The following is a 16,357-nucleotide window of genomic DNA, read 5'->3' as shown; positions in this document are numbered from 1 at the left end:
ACATTCCTCGACCCGAATGTGAACGCCATGACCCCCGAACTCGCACTCGATCACATCTGGACGCTCGCAGGCTGCGAGCGAGCCGCGCTTCGCTCGGTTCACTTCACCGGCAGCGAGCCGGCCTTGCCGTCCGTGTTTCGCGTCGGCGCGCTGGCGTGCGCGACCATCGCCGCGACGGGGCTGGCGGCGGCTGAATATCATCGGTTGCGCACGGGGCGCGGGCAGCCCGTGAGCGTGGACATGCGCCGCGCGCTGGCTTCGTTTCGCAGCGAACGTTATCTGCGAATCGACGGTGGTCCGCCGCCCGCGCTGCGCGATCCTGTGACGGGTTTCTATGAGACGCGCGACGGCCGCTGGATTCAATTGCACACGAACTTCGCGCATCATCTGGCGGGCGTATTGAAAGTGCTCGGCTGCGAGAACGACCGCGCGGCGGTTGCATCGGCGATACGTGGATGGGATGGCGCCGCGCTCGACCAGACGCTCGCCGACGCCGGCCTGTGCGCCGCGTTGATTCGCACGCCGCAAGAGTGGACCGCGCTCGATCAGGCAAAGGCAATCGCGCGTCTGCCGCTCTTCGAAATCGAGCGAATCGGCGATGCCCCGCCGGAACTCGCGACGCGGCATGCGTCGCCGTCGGTGAATGCGGGCAGCCGGCCGCTGTCGGGTGTGCGCGTGCTGGACCTGTCGCGCATCATCGCCGGTCCGGTCGGTGGGCGCGCGCTCGCGCAGCATGGCGCCGAAGTGTTGATGATCAACGGCCCGCATCTGCCGAACATTGCGCCGCTCGTCATCGACAACGGCCGCGGCAAGCGCTCGGCCGTGCTCGATCTGCGCGATGCGGCAGGCCGCGAAACGCTGCGCGGCTTGACACGCGATGCCGATGTCTTTCTACAGGCGTATCGCCCCGGCGCACTGGCGGCGCGCGGATTCGGTCCCGACGATGCAGCGCGTCTGCGGCCCGGCATCGTCTACGTGTCGGTGTGCGCGTATGGATACGAAGGGCCGTGGGCGTCGCGGCGCGGGTTCGACAGCCTCGTGCAGTCCGCGAGCGGCATCGCGGCGACGGAGCAGCGCGCGGCGGCATCCGCGGAGCCGAGGCATCTGCCGTGTCAGGCGCTCGATCACGCGACCGGCTATCTCGCCGCGTTCGGCGCGATGGCCGCGTTGGCGCGGCGCGCCACCGAAGGCGGTAGCTGGCATGTGAAGGTGTCGCTCGCGCAGACGGGCCGCTGGCTGCAATCGTTCGGCGAGATTCCCGACGGCTGGCAGGCGCCTGAGCTCACGCTCGACGACGTGCGCGACTGCCTCGAAACCGTGCAGTCCGGGTTTGGCCGCGTGCAGGCCGTGCAGCCTGCCGAGCAGCTCGATGGGACGCCGGCTTTCCTCGCACTGCCACCCGCGCCGATCGGCACGCACGAGGCGAAGTGGGTTTGATGCGTTGATGCGGCCGCATCACGACGGCCGCATCGAAGAAAGCTTGCACGGCAAACCCCACGACCTACTTCCTCAACTCCGCCACAAAATCGTAGTAATCGTTACGGCAATAAGTGTCGGTCAGTTCAATAGCGCGCTGATCCGCCGTATAGCCCACACGAGTGATCAACAGCAGCGCCTCATTCGGCGCGATGCTCATTTGCTGCGCGATTTCCTCGCTCGCATTCACCGCGCGGAAATGCTGCAACGCGCGGACGATGGTCAGCCCGCGGTTCTCCAGGTACGTATAAAGCGAATCGCCGATGGCCTGCGGATCGGGAATCACCGCAGCCGGAAAGGTCGAGTTCTCGACGGCCATCACGATGCCGTCGGCGAGACGCAAGCGCCGCAGACGCGTCACCGCCGCAGCCGGCGACAGCCCGAGCTGGATCACTTCATCGCGATTGGCCGGCAGGATCTCGCGCGACAGCCACTGAGAACTCGGCGTAAAGCCCCGCCGCCGCAGCATTTCGCTGAAGCTCGACAGACGCGACAGCGGATCTTCGTAGCGCGGCGTGATGAAACTGCCGGCGCCCTGCGTGCGTCGAATCAGGCCTTGTTCGACGAGCAACGCGATGGCCTTGCGAGACGTGATTCGCGAAACGCCAAGCGCCTCCGAGAGTACACGCTCCGAAGGCAGCGCTTCGCCCGCGTTCCAGCGATTCTCGTGGATTGCGGCGCCGAGCTTGCGGGCAAGTTGCAGGTAGAGCGGTGTGTCGTTTTCCGGGTCCGGGCGCAGGTCGCGCCAGCGGTCTTCCGAGGCAGAGGTCATGGGGCTTACGCTAGAAGGGCGAGGAGCAATTCTAAGACATCGGCGCGCGACGTTATAGCGGGCTTTTGCCTGGTCATCGGTCGGATCGCGGCGCAGCCGGTAAACTCGTCGATGCGTCGTCGATGCGTCGTCGATACGGATCGAGCAGCAGCGCCGTGCGCCGGGTCTGTGTTTCGCGCCGTCGCATGGTCGGACATTCAGCCATAGTCAGTCACTTCAGGAGCCAGCATGACGAGCGACATCGCAAGCGTGAGCCTGCCCGACGGCGAGCGCATCCCGAAACTCGGGCAGGGCACATGGGAGATGGGCGAGCAGCCGGCGCGCCGCGCGGCTGAGATCGACGCGCTGCGATACGGCGTCGAGCTCGGCATGACGCTGATCGATACCGCCGAAATGTACGGCGACGGCGCAACCGAATCGCTGCTCGGCGAAGCGCTTGCAGGACTGCGCGACCAGGTGTTCCTTGTCAGCAAGGTGTATCCGCATAACGCGAGCCGGCGCGGCGTGATTGCGGCGTGCGAACGCAGCCTCAAACGTCTGAACACGGATCGGCTCGATTTGTATCTGCTGCACTGGCGCGGCTCGGTGCCGCTCGCGGAGACGGTCGCGGCCTTCGAGGCGCTGCGCGAAGCCGGCAAGATCCGCCACTGGGGCGTGAGCAACTTCGATACCGACGACATGGAAGAACTCGTGGCCACGCCCGGCGGCGAGTCGTGCGCGACGAACCAGATTCTGTATAACGTCGCGCGGCGCGGGCCGGAGTTCGACCTGCTGCCCTGGCTCGCCGCGCGCAACATGCCGGCCATGGCCTACAGTCCCGTCGATCACGCGCGTCTGCCGCGCCGCTCGCCGCTCGACGATATTGCGAGCGCGCGCGGCGTCTCGGTGTTCCAGGTGGCGCTTGCGTGGGTATTGCAGCAGCCAGGCGTGTTCGCGATTCCGAAGGCGGGCCGCGTCGAGCACGTGCGCGACAACTATCGTGCGCTCGAGTTGCGGCTCGACGCAGAGGAGCTTGCCGCCATCGACGGCTACTTCAAGCCGCCGCGCGGCAAGCGCGCGCTGGAAATGCTCTGAGCGTCGTGCTCATCGCACGGGCAGTGCGTCGTCAATTGCAACTGTGATGCATGTGCACCGAGCCCAGCACCGCGACTTCGGCGGGCGTGTGCTTGAGCGACTCGTCGTTGACCTGGCCCGCGTCCGTGACGAATTCCTCGACGATCGACGACACCGGCGCATTGCGCAGACACAGCGACACGCGCTGCGTTTCGTTGGCCGGCAAGGACGTGCGTTGACCGAGGAACAACACGCCGTACTGATAGCCGTGGATGATCCCGCGAATCGCGCCGACACACTGGCCCTGCGCGACGTTATCGTTTTTCTGCTTGCAGGTCTGCGCGAGCGAGTACGCGGAGAAGCTGGGATCGACAGGCGGCGCGGCCTGCGACAACGTGGGCGAGAGCGGCTGCGCGGCCGGCGCCGGCTTTTGCGTGCCGGTCTGCGCATGCGCAAGCGAGGCGAGACTCAAAGCGGCGGCCGCGGCAAGGCCGGCGACCGCACGCACCGCGTAGCGGGGGACGTTTCGTTGCATGTTGTGATGCCCTCATATCGAACGTTGAATTGATATGAGGCAATTGCGGCGCTTTGGTTCCAGGCACGCGCGGCTGGCGCATCTATTGCGATGGGTCGCGTCCGGCGTTTTGCGTTAGACAGTTGGCGCGTCGTCGGGAATGTCGTTGACCTCGTCGCGCGGGGCGGCTTGCAGCATGCGCAATTGATCGACGGGAATATGGCAGCGGATCAGGTGCTTGCCTTCGGTAGTTTCCGTGCCGCCGCTTGCGTCCGCAAACGGCGGGTCCTGCTGCTCGCAGATCGCGCCCAGCTTGCGCGGGCAGCGCGTATGAAACACACAACCCGACGGCGGCGATGCGGCGCTCGGCAAATCGCCTGAAAGCCGAATGCGGGTTTTACGCGCGTGGGCATCGAGTGTCGGTACCGACGACAGCAGCGCTTCCGTATAAGGATGCTGCGGTCCGTCGAACACCGCGGCAGCCGGCCCGATTTCGAGCAGCCTGCCGAGATACAACACGGCGATACGATCGGACAGATAGCGCACGACATGCAGATCGTGCGAAATGAACACGTAGCTGACGCCGCGCTCACGCTGCAAGTCGGCGAGCAGATTGAGAATCGCGGCCTGCACGGAGACGTCGAGCGCGGAAGTCGGCTCGTCACACACCACCACGCGCGGCTCGCCCGCGAATGCGCGCGCAATCGCGACGCGCTGCTTGAGTCCGCCGGAAAGCTGGCGCGTGCGCGAGCCGAGATAGCGCTCCGGCAAACGCACGGCGGCGGTCAGCGTGGCAAGCCGTTCGTCGATGGCGGCGCCGCGCAGCTCGCCAAGACGCGACAACGCGCGGCCTATCAGCCGCTTGACCGAATGCGCGCGATTCAACGCCGAGTCGGGATTCTGGAACACGATCTGCAGCGACTTGACCTGCTCGTCGTTGCGTCGCGTGACGCGCGCGGCGAGCGGCGCGCCGTCGAGTTCGAGCACGCTGCCGGCGTCGGGCGTGAGCAGGCCGAGCATCAGCTTCGCAAGCGTCGTCTTGCCGCTGCCCGATTCGCCGACGAGGCCGAGCGTCTCGCCGGCTGCGAGATCGAGCGATACGTTGTCGACCGCGCGCAACCCGCCGCCCGATACATGGAAAGTCTTCGACAGATTTTCGGCCCGCAGCACGAGCGCACGCGGCTCGTTGCCGCTCATCGCGCGATGGTCCGCGGGCAACGCTTGCGCGCTTGCGCGCGGCAACTCGATCGCGCGCTCGTGATAATGGCAACGCGACATCTGATCGCCATGCGCTGCGCTCACGCGATACGGCGGCGGCGCTTCGCGGCGGCAGCGGTCGTCGGCGAGACGGCAACGCTCGGCATAGATGCAGCCTTGCGTGACCGACCCCGGCGACGGCAAGCCGCCCGCAATCGTATCGAGCCGCTCGCTGTCCTTGCTGCGCCCCGCCGTGGGCAGGCAGCGCAACAAGCCCACCGTGTACGGATGACGCGGCCGCGTGAAGACATCTTCGGTCGCGCCTTCCTCGACCAGCTTGCCCGCGTAAAGCACGCCGACGCGCTCACACATGCGTCCGATCACGGCGAGGTTATGGCTGATGAACAGCACGGCCGTGCCCAGCTCCGCGCGCAGTTGCGCGACGAGGTCGAGCACTTCGGCTTCGACCGTGGCGTCGAGCCCCGTGGTCGGTTCGTCGAGAATCAGCAGCGCCGGGTTGGAAGCGAGCGCCATCGCGATCACCACGCGCTGCTGCATGCCGCCCGACAATTGATGAGGATAGCTGGCCATCACCCGCTCGGGCGACGCAATGCGCACCCGTTGCAACATCTCGAGCGAGCGCTGCAATGCTTCTTCGCGCGCGAGACCGGCGGCTTCGAATGCTTCGGACACTTGCCGCGCAACCGTGAGCGACGGATTCAACGCGCGGCCGGGGTCCTGATAGACCATCGAAATCGTATTGGCGCGCAGCGCCCGCAATGCATCGGCGTCGAGCTTGTTCACCTCCGCGCCCGCGATCGCGATCTTGCCCGCCTTCACTTTGCCGTTGCGCGGCAGATAGCGCAGCGCCGCCATCGCGACGGTCGACTTGCCGCAGCCCGATTCGCCGACGAGCCCATACGCCTCGCCGCGCCGCACGCGAAACGACACGTCTTGCAGCACTTCGCGATCGCGTCCGCGCATCCGGTACGTGACCGTCAGGCCGACGACGGTCAGCGCATCCGTGCGATCGCTCTTCGAGACGTCGAAGGCGGGGAACGAGGAGGGCGGCGGTCCGTTCATCGGTCGAGTACACCTTGTACGCCGTCGGCGATCAGATTCACGCCGACCACGAGCGACGCAATCGCGGCGGCCGCGAACACGACGGTCCACCATGCGCCGCCTGCCATCAGCGTGTACGACTCGGAGAGGGCGAGGCCCCAGTCGGCGGATGGCGGCTGAATGCCGAAGCCGAGAAACGACAGCGTGGCCACCGCGAAGATCGCGTAGCCGAGCCGCACGGTCGCCTCGACGATGATGGGCGGCAGCACGTTCGGCAAGATCTCCGCGAACATGATGTACGGCGCGCGTTCGCCGCGCAGTTGGGCGGCGGCCACGTAGTCGAGATGGCGCTCGGCGAACACGGCCGCGCGCACGGTGCGCGCGGTGATCGGCGCGAACGTGATGCCGATCACGAGTATTACCGTGAAGTTCGACGCGCCCACCGCGGCAAGCGCGAGCAACGCGACGATCACGAGCGGCAGCGCGAGAATGGCGTCGATCGCGCGGCCCACCACGTTGTCGACCCAGCCGTCGAAGTAGCCGACCACGAGACCGAGCGCGGTGCCCGTCGCCGTGCCGAGCAGCGTCGCGAGCGGCGCAATCGTGAGAATGTCGCGCGCGCCGACGATCACGCGCGAGAACACGTCGCGTCCCAGTTGATCGGTGCCGAACCAGTGCGTGTGATCAGGCGGCATCAGCGAGTTGAGCGGGTCGGACGCGTAGGGATCGACGGGCACAAACCACGGCCCGGCGATCGCGCAAACAATCCACCATACGACGATGACAAGGCCGACGACGAACGTCGGCGAGCGCAGCAGCACGCGCAACGGGTCGAAGCGCGGCTCGCTGGCGGCGCGCGGCGCGGCCGGTGGAACGATCGTGCTCATTCGGCGCTCCTCACGCGCAAGCGCGGATTGAGCAGCACGTGCAACGCATCCGCGATCAGATTGGCGGCGGTGTACACCACGCCGATGGTCAGTACGCCGGCTTCGAGCATGGGGAAGTCTTTGGCCTTCGCGGCGTTGTAGATCAGCGAGCCGATGCCCGGATAGCGGAATAGCGTCTCAACCACGACGAGGCCGCCGATCATGTAGCCGAGTTGAGTCGCGGCCACGGTGATGGTCGGCAGCAGCGCATTGCGCAGCACATGCCGCCAGATCACGACATGACGCGGCAAGCCCTTCAATATCGCGGTGCGCGTGTAGTCGGCGTCGAGCGCTTCGACGGTGCCGGCGCGCGCCATCCGCGCGATGTAGCCGAAGAACACGAGCACGAGCGGCAGGATCGGCAGGATCAGGTAACGCAACTGTTCGAGCGCGCCGGCATCCGGCGGATACGACGCCTCGATGGGCAGCCAGCGCAGCCACACGCCGAACACGAGAATCAGCACGATCGACGAGACGAACTCGGGCACGACAGTCGCCGACAAGCCCGCGATGCTGATCGTGCGATCGAGCCAGCGTCCCGCGTGCATGGCGGACCACACGCCGCCCGCAATGCCGAGCGGCACGACGACGATGAACGCGAGCAAGCCGAGCTTCGCGGAATGCGCGAGCGCATCGGCGATGAACGGTCCCACCGGCTCGCGATACGCGTACGAAAGCCCCATGTCGCCGCGCAGAAAATGCGTGATCCAGTCGACGTATTGCGTCGTCAGCGGACGGTCGGCGCCGAGTTGATGATTCAGCGCGGCGACCGCGCGCGCGTCGGCGAGCGGACCGAGCACCGCGCGGCCGATGTCGCCGGGCAACAGTTGGCCGCCCGCAAACACGATCATCGACAACAGCCACAGCGTGATCAACGAGAGGCCGACGCGCGTCGCCAGAAAACGCACGACGCGCCCGGCGTTGCCGTTCGGCGCGGAAGCGGAGGGATTTGCAGTGGTCGACATAGTGAACGGCTGACCAGTCAAAGGCGGCGCGCGAGTAAAACGCTCAGACGCTGGGACGCTCAGGCGCTCAGCACCGCGCGGTCGAAATAAAGCTGCGCGAGCGCGGTGAAACGCACGCCGTTCACGCCCTTGCGCATCGCGATCAGTTGATCGTAGAAGAATGGAATGATGATCGGCGTTTCGTCGAGCAACAAGGTCTGAATCTGCCCGGAGATTTTCTTCTGCGAGGCGAGGTCGACAGCCGCGACGAACTGCGCGACCAGTTGATCGTATTGCGGATTCTGAAAGTGCGCGGCATTCCATGTGCCGCCGCTCGTGAGCGGCGCATTCAGGAACACGTTCGGCACGCCGCGATGACCGTAGTCGGTGATGCCGAGCGGCGAGTCGAGCCAGTCCGATTTGCCCGGCGTGCCCGCGCCGTAATACAGCGACTGGCTCTCGACTTTCAGATTGATGCGCACGCCGATCGCCTTCGCCGCGTTCTGCACGACGACCGCGAGATCGGGAATCTCCATGTACTTTTCGGTGGTCAGCGTGACGTCGAAGCCGTTGGGCACGCCCGCTTGCGCGAGCAACTGCTTGGCCTTCGCGACGTCGATCCTGCGCTGCGGCACGCCCGCATCCGACGAAGGAAACACCGGCGCGAACGGACTGTCGTTGCCGAGTTGCGCGCGGCCCTTGAAGAGGCCGCGCACCAGGACGTCGCGATCGAGCGACAACGCGAGCGCCTGGCGCACGCGCTTGTCCTTGAAGAGCGGATTGTCGTTGCGCATATGAATCTGCCGATGCGCGCTCGACTTGACGCCCACTGCCTTGTAGTCGGGATTGTTCAGAATGGCCGCGCCGCCCTGCACGGTGAACGTGCCCATCACGTCGGCCTGATGGCCTTGCAGCGCGAGCAGTTGCGCCTGCTGGTCCGCGTAAAACGAAAACTGTACGCGTTGCGGTAACGCTTTTTCGCCCCAGTAATCGGGATTGCGCACGAACGACGCGCCGACCTTCGCCTGATATTTTTCGAGCTTGAACGGACCGGTGCCGATGAAGCTCTTTTCATAACCGCCCGCGTAATTCGCCGGCAGGATCACTGCGTTGTAATTGTCCGAAGAAACGTAGTAGGGGAAGTTGCCGTTCGGTGCATCGAGGTGGAAAGCGACCGTGTGGTCGTCGACCGCTTTTGCACCGCCTTTCGACAGCACGCCTTTTAATACCGAGAGCGCCGCCGAGCCGCTTGCCGGATCGGCAAGACGGTCGAACGTCGCGACCACGTCTTTCGCGGTGAACGGCTGGCCGTCGTGGAACTTCACGTTCTCGCGCAGCTTGAAGGTCCACACATCGCCCTTGTCGTTCGGTTTCCACGACAACGCGAGCGCCGGCTTCAGAACGAGCTTTTCGCCGTCGTCGTCGATCAGGAATTCGCCGGTCTGGTTCAGCAGCGCGAGGCTCGCCGCGTCCGTCACCGTGAGCGGATCGACGGCGCCGGCAGGCGTCAGATGCGCAACGCGAATCGTCTGATTCGACGGCGTGCCGGGTTTCGCGCTGCCCTGTGCCGATGCGCGCGGCGCGTCGAGCACGCCGCCGCCCACCAGCGACAAGCCGATCACGCTCGCATAGCGCAGCAGTTCGCGGCGCGTGATGCGGCCGGCGCGGAATTCGTCGATGGCGTGATTGCCGTAGGCGTCGGCGGTGCGGCGGGCGAGGTCGAGAGCGGGGAATCGGTCAGCGGGAGTCTTCATCGTTGGAATGTCCAGTCCGTTCGGTTGCCGGTTCTGAGAAGCCGCGCCGGATGCGCGGCAGGTTGACTGCGCATGGGCGCTGTTTCGGCGATGCAAGGCCGTTTCAGTTTAAGCGATTGCTCGCGGATTGGAGCGCTCGCGTCGGCGTGAGATCCGCGATCGGCGGATAAAAAGGGCCGGTGTGTGTCGTGATGACAACGGTTGCGATGGCTTCACGGGGCATCGCGCGGAAGCCGCGCGTCCCTGCTGCGGGCTGCGCGCGTGGACTTCGATTGCCATTGGCGCCGCTATAGCGAACGAACCGGCAACGGAGCTATGAAGAGCTTGAACGCTCGAGCGCTGTTGAACGCTCGAGCGCGGTTCATCAACTCACCGCGCTGCGACGTCCGGCCGCCGCCAGCGATGAAACAGCACAGAGCCGATCCAGCACGCCATGAACGCGGCGACGATTCCGTAGCCGAGCACACCGAACTGCTCGTTGACGCTCGCCGCCGCATCCCACACGCCGCCACTGAGCCCGAGCTTGTCCGACAGCAGTCCCAACGCTTCGACGCCGCCGATCACAATCGCGATGACCGCCGACACGAACGTGATGCTCGCGTTGTAGTAGAGCTTGCGCTTCGGGTCGTCCATCGCCCAGCCGTATGCGTGGACCATCAGCACGTTATCCGTCGAATCGACGAGCGTCATGCCCGCGGTGAAGAGCGCGGGGAACACGAGGATCGAATACAGCGGCAAGCCCTTGCCGGCTTCGGACGCGGCGATCGCGAGCAGACCGATCTCGGTGGCGGTGTCGAAGCCGAGGCCGAACAGCACGCCGACAGGGTACATATGCCAGCTTTTCGTCACGAGCCGGAACAGCGGCCGCAGCGCGCGCGATAGAAGGCCGCCGGGTGCGCCTGCATCGGCACGATCGAACGCGATCACAGCGGCTTCGCCGTCGCGCTGCACATGACGATAGCGGCGCCATACATCGCGCAGAATCACGAGATTCACAGCCGCGAGCACGAGCAGAAACGTCGCCGAAACCAGCGTGCCGATCGTGCCGCCCACGGCCTTGAACGTCTCGAAGCGGCCGTGCAGCGAATGCGCGGTCCACGCAATGCCGAGCGTCGCCAGGATCACGATGGTCGAATGTCCCAGCGAAAACGCGAGACCCACGCCAAGCGGGCGCTTGCCGGTCTGCATCAGCTTGCGTGTGACGGCGTCGATGGCGGCGATGTGGTCCGCGTCGACCGCATGGCGCAGACCGAATCCATACGCGAGCAAGGCCGTGCCGACGAGCAGCGGATAGTGGCGGAACGCGATCAACGCCCACGCCCAGGCGGCGAGGTTGGCGGCGGTCAGAACGGCGTACAGCGTGAGAAGGCGAGGGCGCAGCGAAGCGGTCGGCGTCATGAGTCGCGTGAGAGTGGATTAGTGATCGTGCGGATGTTTGTGAATCGGATCGACCCAGTACACCGTTTCGGGCTGCTCGACGGCGTCGATGTTCAGATTGACCACGACCGCTTCGTTGTCGCTGCGCACGAGCACGCATTCGAGCGGATCGTCGGTGCTCGCATTGATCTCCTGATGCGGCACATACGGCGGCACGAAGATGAAGTCGCCGCGGGGCCCGCTTCGGCGGTGAACTCGAGATGCTCGCCCCAGCGCATGCGCGCCTGGCCGCGCACTACGTAGATCACGCTTTCGAGCGCGCCGTGATGATGCGCGCCGGTCTTCGCATTCGGATGAATCGTCACGGTGCCGGCCCAGATTTTCTGTGCACCGACGCGTGCCGCATTGATCGCGGCGGCGCGATTCATGCCGGGCGTCTGCGCCGTGTTGGTGTCGAGCTGATCGCCCCTGATGACCTTGACGCCATGCTCGCGCCAATCGACAGGCGCCGGCTGCGGCGCGTCTTTCTCGTCGTTGTAATGCGGATGTTCGTGATCCTGGCTCATCGCGTGTCTCCTCGTGGCTTGGGAGGCGGGGCGAACTTCGCGGCCCCGTCCGGCATTTTTACACGTTAAAAAAGCTGCGCGTCGCGTGAGTGCGCTCACGAGCTTATTCGATCGACGAAAAAAAGCCCGTCCACGAGGGACGGGCTTCGCCTGCTTTGCCTTGCAGAACCCAGGCTTTTGTCACCGGCGCACAGGCTTACTTGTGCTTCGCGTTGATGACGGCTTCCGCGACGTTGTTCGGCGTTTCAGCATAGTGCTTGAACTCCATCGTGTAGGTCGCGCGGCCTTGCGTCGCCGAACGCAGCGACGTCGAATAGCCGAACATTTCCGCCAGCGGCACTTCCGCGCGCACGAGCTTGCCGCCGCCGCCCGCGATGTCTTCCATGCCTTGCACCATTCCGCGACGGCTCGACAGATCGCCCATCACGTTGCCCATGAAGTCTTCGGGCGTTTCGACTTCGACGGCCATCATCGGTTCGAGCAGCACGGGCTTGGCCTTGCGCATGGCTTCCTTGAACGCCATCGAGCCGGCCATGCGGAACGCGTTTTCATTCGAGTCCACGTCGTGGTACGAGCCGAAGGTCAGCGTCACCTTGACGTCGACCACCGGATAGCCCGCAAGCACGCCGGCCTTCAGCGTTTCCTGGATGCCCTTGTCGACGGCCGGAATGTATTCGCGCGGAATCACGCCGCCCTTGATCGCGTCGACGAATTCGTAGCCCTTGCCCTGCGGCGCGGGCTCGAGCGTGATGACCGCGTGGCCGTACTGGCCGCGGCCGCCCGACTGCTTGACGAACTTGCCTTCGACGTCCTCGACCTTGTTGCGCACCGTCTCGCGATAAGCAACCTGCGGCTTGCCCACAGTCGCCTCGACACCGAACTCGCGCTTCATCCGGTCGACGAGAATTTCCAGGTGCAGCTCGCCCATGCCGGAGATGATTGTCTGGCCGGATTCCTCGTCCGTTTGCACGCGGAACGACGGGTCTTCCTGCGCGAGACGATTGAGCGCGATGCCCATCTTTTCCTGGTCGACCTTGGTCTTCGGCTCCACAGCCTGCGAGATCACCGGCTCCGGGAAGATCATCTTTTCGAGGATGATCACGTTGTTCGGATCGCACAGCGTGTCGCCGGTTGTCGCTTCCTTCAGGCCGACCGCCGCGGCGATGTCGCCTGCGTAGACTTCCTTGATTTCCTTGCGCTCGTTCGCGTGCATCTGCAGGATGCGGCCGAGGCGCTCCTTCTTTTCCTTGATCGCGTTGTAGACCGTGTCGCCCGAATTCACGACGCCCGAGTACACGCGGAAGAAAATCAGCTGGCCGACGAACGGGTCGGTCATGATCTTGAAGGCGAGCGCCGAGAACGGATCGGTGTCGTTCGGATGACGCTCGATTTCGTTGTCGTGTTCGTCGTGACCGGTGATGGCGGGCACGTCGACCGGCGACGGCAGGTAGTCGATCACCGCGTCGAGCATGGCCTGCACGCCCTTGTTCTTGAACGCGCTGCCGCACAGCATCGGCACGATTTCATTGGCGATGCAGCGTGTGCGGATGCCGTGCTTGATTTCGTCTTCGGTCAGCGTGTCGCCGCCCAGATATTTTTCCAGCAGTTCCTCGCTCGCTTCGGCGGCGGCTTCGACCATCTTGTCGTGCCACTCCTTAGCCGTTGCCGCGAGTTCCGCGGGGATATCGCGGTACTCGAACTTGATGCCCTGGTTCTCTTCGTCCCAGAAGATCGCCTTCATCTTGACGAGATCGACCACGCCTTGGAAGTGCTCTTCCGCGCCGATCGGAATCTGGATGGGCACGGCGATACCTTTCAGGCGGTCGCCGATCTGACGCTGCACGCGGAAAAAGTCCGCGCCGACGCGGTCCATCTTGTTGACGAACGCGATGCGCGGCACCTTGTACTTGTTCGCCTGACGCCAGACGGTTTCCGATTGCGGCTGCACGCCGCCGACCGAGTCGTAGACCATGCAGGCGCCGTCGAGCACGCGCATGGAGCGCTCGACTTCGATCGTGAAGTCGACGTGCCCCGGCGTGTCGATGATGTTGATCCGATGCTCGGGATAGTTGCCGGCCATGCCCTTCCAGAAGGCGGTGGTGGCCGCCGACGTGATCGTGATGCCGCGCTCCTGCTCCTGTTCCATCCAGTCCATCGTCGCCGCACCGTCGTGAACCTCGCCGATCTTGTGGGTCACGCCGGTGTAGAACAGGATGCGTTCAGTGGTGGTGGTTTTGCCGGCATCGATGTGAGCGCTGATGCCGATATTCCGGTAGCGCTCGATGGGAGTCTTGCGGGGCACGTGAACCTCCTTGGAATAGCGCGCCTGAAACGCTTGCCGGGCGGCAGTCTGTGCCGCCCGAACCGCGGGAGTGCTGCGTTGCTAAGACTACTAGGATAGCGCGTCGGCCCGTCTTTTGCAGGAATCTTGCCAGGTGTGGCTGTGGCGTGGCTGGCGGTGTGGCTGGCGGCGCGCGGAGCGTAAAAACGACAAAAGCCGATGCCTTATGAACAGGCACCGGCTTTGCGGTGAGCGAGGCGACGCTGCGCGTGGTTTTACTGCGCCGCCGGAAGCCCCTGAATCTTCATGCCAGGCTTGATCCCTTTCGACGTGAACCAGCCCTTGCTCATCTCGAGCGCGTACACGCCGTTGTTCTTCGGGCAGTGGTTATTCGTCGTCTCGGCCTGCATTTCGTCGATGTCGGTCACGGTGCCGTCCGCGCGAATGAACGCGATCGACAACGGAATCAGCGTGTTTTTCATCCAGAAGCAATGCACGGCGTTTTCATTGAAGACGAACAGCATGCCTTCGTTGGGCGCGAGGCTCGTGCGGTACATCAGGCCCTGCTCGCGGTCGGCGTCGTTCGCGGCGACGGCCGCGTCGATCACGAACATGCCCGCGGTCAGCTTCGCGCGCGGAAATTCGCCTGGCTGTTTTGCGCCAGAGGGCATTTGCTGCGCGTGAGCAGGCAGTGCATTCAGAGCCGAAAACGACAGGGCCGCGAACGGCAGGATCGCGGCAACGGCGAGACGTGCCATGAAAGGTGTCATGAAGCGCGCCATCAACGAGCGCAGGGGAAATCGCACGGCGTGACTCCTTGCTGAGATTAACCGGGGAATGTTACGCGAGCGCGTCAAAAACAAAAAGGCAGATCGCCTTGCGGTGATCTGCCTTTCAACGCCGTAAGAACGGCAATGAAGCGAGTTCTTGACTGCGTTTTTTACGACAAACTTACTCCGAAGCTGCCGAAGCGGCTGCTGCAGCAGCTGCCTTCTTGTGCGACTTCTTGTGAGCGTGCTTCGTGGTCTTCTTTGCCGACGAAGCTGCTGCTGCCGGAGCTGCCGAAGCTGCTGCCGGTGCCGAAGCTTGTGCGAATGCTGCCGTTGCGAAAAGGCCAGCGACCAGAGCGGCGATCAGTTTGTTCATTTTGAAAATCCTCAGCTTGAGTTAATTAACCAAATGACCCGGTTATGTTTGAGTCATGTCGGTAAACGTGCCATCCACCTTTCGGTTGACAGCGCATCGAACAAATTTTCGACGCGTCTGCCGAGCGCTCAGACTGCCCGCACGGACCGCACAAGCGGCTTGTACAAAGGCTCTTAAGGCTGAATGCCGGACAGCTTCGGGCGGCATCTGCGTCGAATAACGCGTGAGCTTGCGCACCGGTTGACGTCAATTTTGCGGAAAATTTCAGCACGCGACATTGAGTTGAACCAGGCTTCGAGCCGTGCATGCGCGAGCCGCTGTTTCACGGCTTTTTCATTAGCTGGTTTCACGCGCGATTTTGTTCGCGCATACAACGAGTTAGCGAATCAGGCGACGCCTTCCCAAGGCGCGTTGTGCGGCAACTCGACGCTCTCGCCCGGTTGCAGGCCGAGCGAAAAAATATCCAGCGCGCCCATGCCGACGCGCACGAGACGCAGCGTCGGAAAGCCGACCGCGGCCGTCATGCGGCGCACCTGGCGGTTCTTGCCTTCGGTGATGGACAACTCGATCCATGTCGTCGGAATCGCGGCGCGATAGCGAATGGGCGGCGTGCGCGTCCATAGCGTGTCGCCTGGCTCGACGTACTCGGCGCGACACGGCTTCGTCACGTAATCGCCGAGATCGACGCCGCGCGCGAGCTTCTTCAGCGCGGCCGAATCCACCGCGCCTTCCACTTGCGCCCAATAGCGCTTGACGAGCTTGTGACGCGGCTCGGCGATGCGCGCTTGCAGCGCGCCGTCGTCGGTGAGAAGCAGCAGGCCCTCGCTGTCCGAATCGAGACGGCCCGCCGGATACACGCCCGGCACCTTGACCCAGTCGGCGAGCGACGCGCGCGTTTCGTGCGCGGAAAACTGGCAGATGGTGCCGAACGGCTTGTTCAGAGCGATGAGGCGCATAGGAAGGTGATGATGTCGTGCGGCGCCCGCCGCAGCAGCATGAGGCGCGACGCGGGGCCGCAGGAGCGATGCCTGTGGCGAATGGCGGGATAATAATGCATAGGGCGCGGCGGGGCGGCTGCGCTCATCGACGAGATGGACAAGACAACAGACGGACGCCGTGCTTTATCCCAGTCTGCATGTTGGAAAACCCCGAGCCGCGGCGGCCTCGATGCCGCGGCCGTGTGGGCTAGAATAACGGCCAGGCCGCGTGCGCGCGTCCGGCATTGCGCGTAGCGAGGAGCATCGTCTTGGCAGTCTCCCATCAGCTTGCAGCACAGCCTTCACTGGAGT

At 64.5% G+C, this 16,357-nt stretch carries 13 protein-coding genes and 1 pseudogene; 2 read left to right on the top strand and 12 right to left on the bottom strand.

Annotated elements, in window-relative coordinates; all coding sequences use genetic code 11:
• Positions 1 to 27: 27 nt before the first annotated feature.
• The gene (locus ABIE53_RS16435; protein ID WP_006050076.1) at positions 28 to 1,437 is read left to right on the top strand and encodes a CoA transferase; all 1,410 of its coding nucleotides are present in this window, start codon (positions 28 to 30) and stop codon (positions 1,435 to 1,437) included.
• Between the two features lie 64 nt (positions 1,438 to 1,501).
• Here ABIE53_RS16435 and ABIE53_RS16430 read toward each other — a convergent pair whose 3' ends face one another.
• Positions 1,502 to 2,248 (bottom strand): GntR family transcriptional regulator, encoded by a 747-nt coding sequence (locus tag ABIE53_RS16430; RefSeq protein ID WP_006050077.1) that lies wholly within the window; start codon positions 2,246 to 2,248, stop codon positions 1,502 to 1,504.
• 228 nt (positions 2,249 to 2,476) lie between these two features.
• Between ABIE53_RS16430 and ABIE53_RS16425 the strand changes: the two genes are divergently transcribed.
• Positions 2,477 to 3,322 (top strand): aldo/keto reductase, encoded by an 846-nt coding sequence (locus ABIE53_RS16425; protein WP_006050078.1) that lies wholly within the window; start codon positions 2,477 to 2,479, stop codon positions 3,320 to 3,322.
• Between the two features lie 31 nt (positions 3,323 to 3,353).
• Here ABIE53_RS16425 and ABIE53_RS16420 read toward each other — a convergent pair whose 3' ends face one another.
• From ABIE53_RS16420 to ABIE53_RS16370, 11 genes and pseudogenes are all read right to left on the bottom strand, one after another.
• The gene (locus ABIE53_RS16420) at positions 3,354 to 3,836 is read right to left on the bottom strand and encodes a hypothetical protein (protein WP_006050079.1); all 483 of its coding nucleotides are present in this window, start codon (positions 3,834 to 3,836) and stop codon (positions 3,354 to 3,356) included.
• Positions 3,837 to 3,950: 114 nt separating this feature from the next.
• Complete coding sequence (locus ABIE53_RS16415; RefSeq protein ID WP_006050080.1) at positions 3,951 to 6,095, bottom strand: ABC transporter ATP-binding protein; 2,145 nt, start codon at positions 6,093 to 6,095, stop codon at positions 3,951 to 3,953.
• Positions 6,092 to 6,961, bottom strand: a complete 870-nt coding sequence (locus ABIE53_RS16410; protein ID WP_006050081.1) for an ABC transporter permease — start codon at positions 6,959 to 6,961, stop codon at positions 6,092 to 6,094. Before ABIE53_RS16410 ends, ABIE53_RS16415 begins: the two co-directional genes overlap by 4 nt.
• Positions 6,958 to 7,965, bottom strand: coding sequence for an ABC transporter permease (locus ABIE53_RS16405; protein WP_006050082.1), 1,008 nt, complete (start codon positions 7,963 to 7,965; stop codon positions 6,958 to 6,960). The genes ABIE53_RS16410 and ABIE53_RS16405 overlap by 4 nt, the downstream gene beginning before the upstream one ends.
• 59 nt (positions 7,966 to 8,024) lie before the next feature.
• Positions 8,025 to 9,698 (bottom strand): ABC transporter substrate-binding protein, encoded by a 1,674-nt coding sequence (locus ABIE53_RS16400; protein WP_006050083.1) that lies wholly within the window; start codon positions 9,696 to 9,698, stop codon positions 8,025 to 8,027.
• A gap of 369 nt (positions 9,699 to 10,067) precedes the next feature.
• Positions 10,068 to 11,096 carry a HoxN/HupN/NixA family nickel/cobalt transporter gene (locus ABIE53_RS16395; RefSeq protein ID WP_192698749.1) on the bottom strand — a complete coding sequence of 343 codons (1,029 nt, stop codon included), beginning with the start codon at positions 11,094 to 11,096 and terminating at the stop codon, positions 10,068 to 10,070.
• Positions 11,097 to 11,114: 18 nt separating this feature from the next.
• A pseudogene (locus ABIE53_RS16390) lies at positions 11,115 to 11,641 on the bottom strand (cupin domain-containing protein).
• 196 nt (positions 11,642 to 11,837) lie between these two features.
• Complete coding sequence (gene fusA / locus ABIE53_RS16385; protein ID WP_006050086.1) at positions 11,838 to 13,943, bottom strand: elongation factor G; 2,106 nt, start codon at positions 13,941 to 13,943, stop codon at positions 11,838 to 11,840.
• Positions 13,944 to 14,197: 254 nt separating this feature from the next.
• Entirely contained in the window at positions 14,198 to 14,728 is a 531-nt protein-coding gene (locus ABIE53_RS16380; protein ID WP_006050087.1) for a DUF192 domain-containing protein, read from the bottom strand.
• Between the two features lie 145 nt (positions 14,729 to 14,873).
• Positions 14,874 to 15,068 carry a hypothetical protein gene (locus ABIE53_RS16375; protein WP_027212290.1) on the bottom strand — a complete coding sequence of 65 codons (195 nt, stop codon included), beginning with the start codon at positions 15,066 to 15,068 and terminating at the stop codon, positions 14,874 to 14,876.
• 386 nt (positions 15,069 to 15,454) lie between these two features.
• A complete protein-coding gene (locus tag ABIE53_RS16370; RefSeq protein WP_006050088.1) occupies positions 15,455 to 16,024 on the bottom strand; it encodes a pseudouridine synthase in 570 nt (189 codons plus the stop codon).
• Between the last annotated feature and the right edge of the window lie 333 nt (positions 16,025 to 16,357).

Origin of the sequence: Paraburkholderia sp. OAS925 (genome assembly GCF_040543975.1) — a bacterium.
Classification (GTDB): domain Bacteria; phylum Pseudomonadota; class Gammaproteobacteria; order Burkholderiales; family Burkholderiaceae; genus Paraburkholderia; species Paraburkholderia graminis.
The sequence above is the reverse complement of the archived record's forward strand: the minus strand, read 5'-3'. Positions and strand labels throughout refer to the sequence as shown.

Excerpts from the sequence above, each read along its gene's own strand:
- ABIE53_RS16435 (WP_006050076.1), top strand. The coding sequence starts at position 28 with ATGACCCCCGAACTCGCACTCGATCACATCTGGACGCTCGCAGGCTGC.
- ABIE53_RS16430 (WP_006050077.1), bottom strand. The coding sequence starts at position 2,248 with ATGACCTCTGCCTCGGAAGACCGCTGGCGCGACCTGCGCCCGGACCCG.
- ABIE53_RS16425 (WP_006050078.1), top strand. The coding sequence starts at position 2,477 with ATGACGAGCGACATCGCAAGCGTGAGCCTGCCCGACGGCGAGCGCATC.
- ABIE53_RS16420 (WP_006050079.1), bottom strand. The coding sequence starts at position 3,836 with ATGCAACGAAACGTCCCCCGCTACGCGGTGCGTGCGGTCGCCGGCCTT.
- ABIE53_RS16415 (WP_006050080.1), bottom strand. The coding sequence starts at position 6,095 with ATGAACGGACCGCCGCCCTCCTCGTTCCCCGCCTTCGACGTCTCGAAG.
- ABIE53_RS16410 (WP_006050081.1), bottom strand. The coding sequence starts at position 6,961 with ATGAGCACGATCGTTCCACCGGCCGCGCCGCGCGCCGCCAGCGAGCCG.
- ABIE53_RS16405 (WP_006050082.1), bottom strand. The coding sequence starts at position 7,965 with ATGTCGACCACTGCAAATCCCTCCGCTTCCGCGCCGAACGGCAACGCC.
- ABIE53_RS16400 (WP_006050083.1), bottom strand. The coding sequence starts at position 9,698 with ATGAAGACTCCCGCTGACCGATTCCCCGCTCTCGACCTCGCCCGCCGC.
- ABIE53_RS16395 (WP_192698749.1), bottom strand. The coding sequence starts at position 11,096 with ATGACGCCGACCGCTTCGCTGCGCCCTCGCCTTCTCACGCTGTACGCC.
- ABIE53_RS16375 (WP_027212290.1), bottom strand. The coding sequence starts at position 15,068 with ATGAACAAACTGATCGCCGCTCTGGTCGCTGGCCTTTTCGCAACGGCA.
- ABIE53_RS16370 (WP_006050088.1), bottom strand. The coding sequence starts at position 16,024 with ATGCGCCTCATCGCTCTGAACAAGCCGTTCGGCACCATCTGCCAGTTT.